This window comes from bacterium (assembly GCA_030655055.1).
Taxonomy (GTDB): Bacteria; Edwardsbacteria; AC1; order AC1; family EtOH8; genus UBA5202.
On record JAURWH010000196.1, the window covers coordinates 1 to 8,558 of the forward strand.

At 55.5% G+C, this 8,558-nt stretch carries 10 protein-coding genes; all 10 read right to left on the minus strand.

Going from position 1 to position 8,558, the window contains the following annotated elements; translation table 11 throughout:
* Positions 1 to 182, minus strand: a 182-nt coding sequence (locus tag Q7U71_09165) for a hypothetical protein (GenBank protein MDO9391925.1), incomplete at its 3' end; no start/stop codon positions are given.
* Entirely contained in the window at positions 179 to 691 is a 513-nt protein-coding gene (locus Q7U71_09170) for a hypothetical protein (protein ID MDO9391926.1), read from the minus strand. The genes Q7U71_09170 and Q7U71_09165, both read right to left, overlap by 4 nt.
* Before the next feature lie 273 nt (positions 692 to 964).
* Complete coding sequence (locus Q7U71_09175) at positions 965 to 1,318, minus strand: zinc ribbon domain-containing protein (GenBank protein ID MDO9391927.1); 354 nt, start codon at positions 1,316 to 1,318, stop codon at positions 965 to 967.
* A gap of 1 nt (position 1,319) precedes the next feature.
* On the minus strand, positions 1,320 to 2,801 hold the full coding sequence (locus Q7U71_09180) for a tetratricopeptide repeat protein (protein MDO9391928.1): 1,482 nt from the start codon (positions 2,799 to 2,801) through the stop codon (positions 1,320 to 1,322).
* Positions 2,798 to 3,160, minus strand: coding sequence for a sulfite exporter TauE/SafE family protein (locus tag Q7U71_09185; GenBank protein ID MDO9391929.1), 363 nt, complete (start codon positions 3,158 to 3,160; stop codon positions 2,798 to 2,800). Before Q7U71_09185 ends, Q7U71_09180 begins: the two co-directional genes overlap by 4 nt.
* A complete protein-coding gene (locus Q7U71_09190; GenBank protein ID MDO9391930.1) occupies positions 3,157 to 4,710 on the minus strand; it encodes an NAD(P)H-hydrate dehydratase in 1,554 nt (517 codons plus the stop codon). The genes Q7U71_09185 and Q7U71_09190 overlap by 4 nt, the downstream gene beginning before the upstream one ends.
* Positions 4,711 to 4,729: 19 nt before the next feature.
* The gene (locus Q7U71_09195) at positions 4,730 to 5,314 is read right to left on the minus strand and encodes a hypothetical protein (protein MDO9391931.1); all 585 of its coding nucleotides are present in this window, start codon (positions 5,312 to 5,314) and stop codon (positions 4,730 to 4,732) included.
* 175 nt (positions 5,315 to 5,489) lie between these two features.
* Positions 5,490 to 6,125 carry a hypothetical protein gene (locus Q7U71_09200; protein ID MDO9391932.1) on the minus strand — a complete coding sequence of 212 codons (636 nt, stop codon included), beginning with the start codon at positions 6,123 to 6,125 and terminating at the stop codon, positions 5,490 to 5,492.
* A 53-nt stretch (positions 6,126 to 6,178) separates the two neighbouring features.
* Entirely contained in the window at positions 6,179 to 6,556 is a 378-nt protein-coding gene (acpS, locus tag Q7U71_09205; protein ID MDO9391933.1) for a holo-ACP synthase, read from the minus strand.
* A 1-nt stretch (position 6,557) separates the two neighbouring features.
* Complete coding sequence (locus Q7U71_09210; protein ID MDO9391934.1) at positions 6,558 to 8,006, minus strand: tetratricopeptide repeat protein; 1,449 nt, start codon at positions 8,004 to 8,006, stop codon at positions 6,558 to 6,560.
* Positions 8,007 to 8,558 lie beyond the last annotated feature (552 nt).

The window sequence follows — 8,558 nt, forward strand, 5'->3', positions numbered from 1 at the left end:
CCGTCGCCGTTAAGATCTCCGCCTACCATTGCAAATCCCCAAGCCTGCCATTGCGGTGGTGTTTCTGGTTTGGCCTTTTGCCAGATGATATCTATGTTATGGGTGGTCTGCCCCGCTGCCGGGTGCGAAGACAGAATACTGAATATGGAATATAGCAGGATAATGGTCAGCGTGTGTTTCATGGGAGGCTTTCCTCCCAATACCGGATGGCTTCCTCAAACCTTTGCTTGGCCTCTTTAAAAGTCGTGCCCTCCACCGGCGTTGCCGCAGGCATGAAGGTGTACCCCCAGTCATGGCTCCTCAAATATTTGCCGCTCCGCAAAAGAACATATAAAAGCTGTCCCTTCACCGATTGGATCCGTTCCACCCTGTCGCCAATTGGCATTGCCGGCAGCATTACAGACACCCAGGTCTTACCTCCGTCGATGGTTCGTTTAATTGTCACATAGCCATTAACATCATTGCCCCCCGCCCAGCCGTAACGCTCGTTCAGCTTTTCAAAATGTATGGCAGTAAAAGCAAACCCCTTGGCCGTGGTCTGCACCGTTACTGTGCTTTCCGGGAACACATGCAGCAACTGGCCGTCGGTTGAGCATTGCCAGTAGCTTTTATCGGCCAGGTAGTATTTTTGGGCCTGGGCCAGTGAACAACAGCAAAGGCCCGTTATTAAGAGGATTGTTAGTTTTTTCATTTATTCTTTTTATTGTTGAGGGCAATAACCCCACCCTTCCCTCCCCTCGAGGGGAGGGATAAGAGGGAGAGGTCTTTTTGCATTTCCAACATCGCCCGGCCCCCTGCCGGACCCCTCCAGCGTTTCCAACATCGCCCAGCCCCTTGCCAAACCCCTCCAACCTTTCCATCGTTGCCCAGCCCCCTGCCTAACCCCTCCAACGTTTCCATCGTTGCCGGTCTTCCTTGTTTGGCTGCTCCATCGGTTCCCCCGTTGCCTTGCCTCCCTGCCGGACTACTCAAACGATCCATCCGTGGCCGTGCTCTTATGCGCCTCCTCCTCAATCGTCTCATCCACCATCTCGTCAAACCCTTCGCCCGCCTCGTCCCCCAGCTCCTTCCCCATCTTCTTGGCCCATTTGGCCACAGAAGCCGGGTCGTTCTCGTCCACCCCGGAAAAGGAGGAAGGGTCGGCCAGCCGCTCCATCCTTGACTCCTCGGACCGGATGGTCCGGAACCGGGACATCAGCCGTTCCAGCCTTTCACTGCCGCAGTCCGGACACTTGGGGGTTCCGTAGCTGGAGGGGCTGAGGATCAGCAGGCTGACCCGCTTTTTGCAGTCCTGGCAGAGGTATTCGTATATCGGCATTTTACAGGTCTTCCTTCATCTTTTTCCAGCCGGCTATGATGGTGCGGTTGTCGTCGGTGCTGGTGAAGAACTTTTTTCTTTCTTCCTGGTCCTGGATCTCCTCGGCCTTTTTAACCAACTCTTTGTATGCCGTTTCCAGGCATTCCCGGGCCTGCTCCTTTTGGCCCGCCGCCAGCAGTATCCTGTGGCGCTGGTAGAAGAATTTATCCAGGGCCACCTCAAATACTTTTTGTTTCCGTTGGATGTCCAGCGCCCGGTCCGAATATTCCAAAGCCTTTTCCTGGTCCCCCTGCTTAAGGTAAACATTGGCCAGGTTGGCGTAACCCAGCATCTCGGCCGAAAAACTTCCTATTTCTACGGCCAGGGCTATCCCCTCGCGCCCGTTTTCCACGGCCTGCTCCAGCCGGTCCAGCATCAGGCACAGTTCCACGTTCTTTACCAGGGAATAGCTCAGGTAATCCTTGGAATTGATCTGCCGGCTCAGTTCCACGGTCCTAAGGCTGTACTCCAGGGCCTGGCCGTAATCCTGCTTCAGCGCCCACAGGTCCGCCATATTGTTCAATTTGGAAGCCTGTCCATTGATGTTGCCGGTGGAAAGGTCTATTTTTAGAGCCCTCTCCAGGTACTGCAAGGCCCGGTCATGATTTCCCAGGGTCCCCTCCAGCACCGCCATGTTGTTCAGCTTGGCGGCCTCGCCGGTGATGTTGCCGATGGTCCGGTCCAGCTCCACCCCCCGCTGCAGGTAGGACAAGGCTTCCTGGTATTTCCCCCGCCGCAGCAGGATGACGCCGATGTTGTTCAGCAGACTGCTCTGTTTCTGCTTGTCGCCGATTGATTGGGCCAGCTCGAACACCTGCTGGTAAAGGTCAAAGGCCTCATCGATCCTGTCCATCCGGATGTAGATGCTGGCGATATTGGTCTTGACCGCGATCAGCTGGCGGACGTTATTGCCCTTTTCATAGGTTTCCTGGGCCTGGCGGCAATATTCCAGGGCCTGGGCATACGAGCCGATCCTCCAGCAGGTCAGCCCCAGGTCGCTGTTGACGTCGGCGGCCTTGATGTCCTGGCCCAATTGGTTGAATATCTCCAGCGCCTTCATCCGGTATTCGGTGGCGCCGGCATAGTCCGACAGATGATAGCTGGCCTCGCCCATCTGGTCGTACATCCGGGCCGTCCCCTCCCGGTCTCCGGCATTGACGGCCTGCTCCAGCCCCTGGCGGGAAAACTCCAGGGCCTCCTTGTAATTGGCCTTGTATACGGCCAGGGCCGAAAGATAGTAGCTGGCCTGGGAGCCGTAGGACCGGTCGGTTTCCGCCAAACTGCTGATGGACCGGGCCAGTTTTTCCGAACCCTGGCGGTCGGCGGTCACATCACAAACCTCCCACTGCCGCTGCCAGATGGCAAAGGGAATGCCCTGTTCCAGGCGGCCTCCGGTCCGGGCCTCCCTGACGTTGCTTATTATCCATCCGTCCAGGTTGTTCATTTCACCAGTATCATCTTGACCGCAATGATCAGCAGGAAAAAACCGAACGACCGCTGCAGCCAGACCCCGGGGATCTTTTCGGCCAGCACCGCCCCCAGCAGCCCGCCGAAGAAGAACCCTCCGGCCATCAGCGCCGCCGCCTTGACATTTACATGTCCGGCCGAATAGTATTTCCAGGCCGCCAGCAGCCCGATGGGCAGAAGCAGGGTGGCAATTGAAGTTCCCTGCGCCTGCTGCTGGGAGAATTTGAAGATGTAAACCAGGGCCGGGATCATCAAAATGGCCCCGCCTATTCCCAGCAATCCGCTGAAAACCCCGGCCACGGCCCCCAGCAAAGCGTATCCCAGCCAGATCATCATAAACCCTCCATCAGTTTTTTGTAAGCCGCGGGAAGTTCATCCAGGATATCCCCCGCCAGCAGGCAGTACTCGGTCTTGTTTTCCCTGGCCAGGTCCCCGGCCAGCCCGTGCAGATAGACCCCCAGCTTGGCCGCATTTTCCGGGGACAGGCCCTGGGCCAGCAGCCCGGCTATCAGCCCGGCCAGCACGTCGCCCGACCCGGCCGTGGCCATGCCGCTGTTGCCGGTGGTGTTGATCCAGATGTTTCCCGAAGGCCCGGCAATGACTGTGGGGGCGCCCTTCAGCACCACCGTTTTGTTGTATTCAACCGCGAATTCCCCGGCCGCCCGCATGGGGTCGGCTTTTATCTCGGCGATGGTTCTTCCGGTCAGCCTGGCCATTTCCCCGTAATGGGGGGTCAACACCAGCGGGGCCTGGGTCTTAAGCAACTGGACATTGCCGGACAGGGCGGTCAAGGCATCGGCATCCAGCACGGCCGGGATATTCAGGTGCTTGACCACCGCCTGCACCAGTTCCAATGTTTCCGGATGAGTGGAAAGCCCCGGGCCCATCACCAGAGAATCGGCCTTGGCCATCAGCGCCTTGATCCTGTCCAAAGCGTGCAGAGACAGGGTCCTGGTGCGGGTCTCCGGCAGGGGCTTGATGATGGCCTCGGTCAGCTTGGACTCCATCACATCGCTCAGGCTCTCCGGGATCCCCAGATAGGCCAGCCCGGCCCCGGAGCGCAAAGCCGAAAGCGAGGCCAGCCGGGCCGCCCCGGTCATCCCCGCCGAACCGGCCAGGACAAGGACAGTTCCGCAGCTTCCCTTGTAGGCGTCGGGCTTTCTGGCCGGCAGCATCTGCCTTGCCTCCATGGACTCAATCGTGCCGGCGTTGGCCTTCTGCTCATCCATGGCCTTTTGGGGAAAGCCTATGTCTGCCACGGATATTTCTCCGGCCAGGGATCTTCCCGGATAGAACAATAATCCGGTTTTCAGCAGCCCCATGGTCACTGTGGCTGCGGCCTTGACGGCCGGACCAAACGTTTGTCCCGTAAGCCCGTCCACACCGGAGGGAATGTCGGCGGCCAGCACCGGGACACCAGAGCTGTTGACGGCCTCGATGACCTGGCCTGCGAGCTTTTCCGGAGCTCCATGAAACCCGGTGCCGAAGATGGCGTCTATCACCAGTGATGCTTTTTTAAGGCCGGCCCTCAGCGCCGTCAGGCCTGCCACGCCCTTGATCTCGTTGACCTTGATCTTGACGGCCTTGAGTTTTTGGGCATTTGTTCTGGCATCGCCTTTAAGCCGGGGCAGGGAACCAAGCAGGAAGACCTGAACTTCGCAGCCCTGTTCCTTAAGCAGCCGGGCCGCGGCCAGTCCGTCGCCGCCATTGTTACCCGGCCCGCAGACTATGCAGACCGTGGCCGGAGAATTTAGGGACGGCATCTCCAGCGCCTTTTCGGCCAGGGCCCGGGCGGCGTTCTCCATCAGGGTCAGGCCCGGCACCTTGTACTTCTTGATGGCCCGGGCGTCTATCTCCTGCATCTGCCGGGGGGTGACGACTAGCATTTCAGTTCCTCCTAAAAGACTAAAACTCCAAGCCCAAGCCAACCATAAATACGTTCCAAGAGCGCCCGGCCTCTACAATCACTGCCGTCTTATCTCCCACCGGAATCCTGGTGCCAGCTTTCAAAGTAGTTGGCGATGTGTTTTCATCTACTGTTAACGTGCTTAATGCACCCTCAACATAGATATCATAACCTTTGTAATTTTTCCCCAATGCCAAACAAATTTCCGGATAAAATATCATATACGGCAGATAACTGCGTATTCGAATACTGCCGTCAAGGGGGGCATTGATCAAATACTGCCACTTGACATCAATGCTTGTCTGAATTGACAGGTCTTCATCTGTTATCATATCTCCCGGAACCATCACTGCTTGCATACCTACTTCAATGTTGGCAATGGGATTGGATTCTTTTATGGTGCCAGAACGCACGCCTACAAGCAATGCCGCATGGTTAGCATTACCTTCCTCTGATCGGTACATGGTGCCTGCGATCACTGCCCTAGATCTGTTTTGAACCCTGGCCCCGTCAAATGTGGCAAAACAGCCGCAAAGGGAACAGGCGCAAAGCAGCAATACTATTAGGCCAAATGATTTTTTCATTTTTTCGTCCTTTTCGTGTTCTTTAGCGGGCGGCGTTCTCCATCAGGGTCAGACCCGGCACCTTATACTTTTTAATGGCCCGGGCGTCTATTTCCTGCATCTGCTGGGGGGTGACTACTAGCATTTCAGTTCCTCCCGGTTGTGATTTGCTCACGAAAAAACACTGGGGATTAGATTACCTTAATTCTACTCCGATTCCCGCATGAACAAACCCATATGAACGGCCGACTTCAACCAAAAAAGCAGTGTGTTGGGTCAAAGGAAGTTTAGCCCCGGCCTTTATCAATGTCAGTCCGTTCAACCCCTCTTTGGACAATGAATTAAAGGACCAAATATTCTGTCCGGCTTCAATGTACAGATCGTTCCCCTTGAAGTTTTTACCCAAGACCAGGCTTACATCGGGCCAGATTATCCAGGGCAAATAGGTGCGGAACCGCAGGCTTCCATCAAATGGGGCATTAATTATGCATTGATATTTTACATCCATGTTGAACTGCATGCGGATCCCATTTTCTTCATGGCTGGAGCCTCCTTCATCCCAACTAAAGTAGACCGGTCCTTTACTGGGAAATATTTCCAAGAGACCTCCGGCCTCTATGTTGCGCGTCGAGTCCGTTTTATTTATGTAACCGGACCTTACACCAAAAACCCCCATCGGATAATTTTGACTGCCTTCGCTCTCCTGTATCACAGCCCCTGAAAAAACGGACCGTGTCCCGTTATAAACCCTGGCCCCATCAAATGTGGCAAAACAGCCGCAAAGGGAACACCCGCAGAGCAGAGATACTATTAGGCTAAATGATTTTTTCATTTTTTCATGTCATTTCGTGTATTTCGTGGGAAATCGCCGTTCCGCTTCCTATCTTAGCGGGCAGGGTCCTCCATCACCGCCACCGCGATCACGAATTCCCTCTCGTGCGACAGCGACAGATGAAAGATGTAATCCTTCCCGAACTCCAGCGCCTTCCCGTGCAGCCTGACCGTGGGGCGGCTCTTCTCGTTGTCCACAATCTCGATCAGATTGGGATAGACCCCGCGGCGGAATCCTGTCCCCAGGCACTTGGAAACGGCCTCCTTGGCGGCGAACCGGGCGGCCAGGGCCGGGGCCGGGTGCTTGCGGCTCAGGCAGAACCGGGCCTCCTCTTCGGTGAACACCTTCTGCAGAAAACGCCGGCCGTAGGTTTCGTAGGCCTGTTCTATGCGCTCCACCTTGGCGATGTCGGTGCCGATGGCAACTATCATATTATGATGCTTCCCGGTTGATGATTTTCTTTGTTTTCCTTTCCCAATAAGGCGCGCCGATGTTCTTGAACAATCCCAGCGCTTCGTTAAGGGCGTCCTTCCCGGCCTTGGTCCCCGGCTCCAACCCGCCCAGGCACAGCAGTATCTTGGCTTTTTCGTAGATCAGCACTTTTTCAGATGCCCTGTCCAGAGCCTGCCGCCACACCTCCCGGGCCTGGTCCTTCCGCCCCAGTCCGGAAAGGAGCCCTCCGTGCACCTGCATCCCTTCCATGCTTTTGGAATAGCCGGGGTCATATTCAAGGTATCTGCGCCACATCCCTTCTGCCTGCTCCGAACGGCCGCAGGCCAGGGCCAGCTTTAACCGGGGTATTAAAAATAATTCGTGGTGCCGGCCGGCCGGCTGGCCTTCATTCCCCGGCGCAACTTTGTCCAGATACTCCCCGGCCTGTTCTGTTTTGTTCTGTTCCAAAAGTATGTTGCACAGCAAAGCATCCATCTTGATCACCCCGTAAGCCTCTCCGGCCAGGGCAAAATAGCTCCGGCCTCGTTCCGCATGCTGATAGGCGGCTTCGGGGGTTTCCAGCATCAGCGAGAGATGGGCCAGATGGGTATAACAGAACCCCTGCCCCAAAACGTCCCCGATGCTTTTCCGCAGGGACAGGGCCCGGTGGTAATGTTTATAGGCGTTGGAAAACTGGGAACGGTTATAGGCCAGCACCCCAAGATTGAGCAGGGTGTACCCCTCGCCGATCCTGTCCCCGGCCAGCGTTTCCAGATTGTAGGCTTCCTTCAAGGCGTCTTCGGACTTTTGAAAGTGGTTGGCTTTCATGTGCAGGATCCCCAGGTTGTTCAGGCTCTCGGCCTGCCCCGCCAGATTGCCGGTGTCTTTTCTCAAACGCAGCGATATTTTATAGTATTCCTCGGCCCGGCCGCCATTTCCCATCCGGTTGGAGCAAAAGCCCAGGTCGTTGTATATCTCGGCCGTAAAATCGCGGTCATCCCTGATCTCCTGGGTCCGCAGGGCCTCCAGATAATGACCCGAGGCCTTCTGGTAATCACCGCCGCTGGCCTCCATTGAAGCCCGGTAATAAAGGCATTGAGCCCTTACCGGCAGGGCTTCATCCTTCATGGCCATTTTTTCCAGGCTGGTCAGGTGCTCGTTAAGTTCATCCAAACAATTGAACTGGTTGCAGAGGTTGCATCTGGCCAAAAGGTATTCGGACTCCAGCACCGCCGGCAGGTCCGGCAGGACCTTCATCTGGTCCAGCTTTTCCCCGGCCAGAGCCTGGTCGCTGGCGGTGATATGTATCTGGGCCTGGTTCAGCAGCAGCCAGCCATGGATCAACCCGGCCGAGGCGGGGCTTTTAAGCCACGGCTGTTTTTGCCGGATAAAGGTCCTTAAGCTTTTGCTGAAGAGTCTGGGATCGTTTTTAACTGCTGATTCTGTCATTTTGCCAGCGAATTATGATTAATGATTATCCAATCAGCTCAGTAGACAGGGAGAACAATAGGGACCAACCCCGGTTGTCGCGTTAAAACGATCAGTGAGCATCGCAGTTGACGGCGGTTAAAAGCTTGTCTGGCGTGTTTGAGGGCTGGGCCAAAGCCCGAGTTCAGACAAGCCCGACGGCAACGAGAAGCACAGCGCGGGCCCGCTGAAGCTTTAGCGTAAGCGTGGCCCGGAGAGTTTTAAGCGACGAGCTTTTTCTTTTGGTTCTTTTCTTTTTGGCGGCACAAAAAGAAAAGAACGTAATCGGACTAAATCAAGGTTTTTACCATATCCTGTACATACTTTCTACTTTTCCTGAGCAAGTTAGATATGCATTTGATGATATATAGCCCGGTTGATGAGGTATAGCTTATAAATTTAACATAAAACCAGTAAATGTCAAGCATTATTTACCGGCCCCGCCAGCCTTTAGCCGCTTTTCCGGTGATCCCGGAATTTCTGTTGACAGACCGGCCTGTTTTACATTAAACTTGAGCCATGTCCGAGAAAATC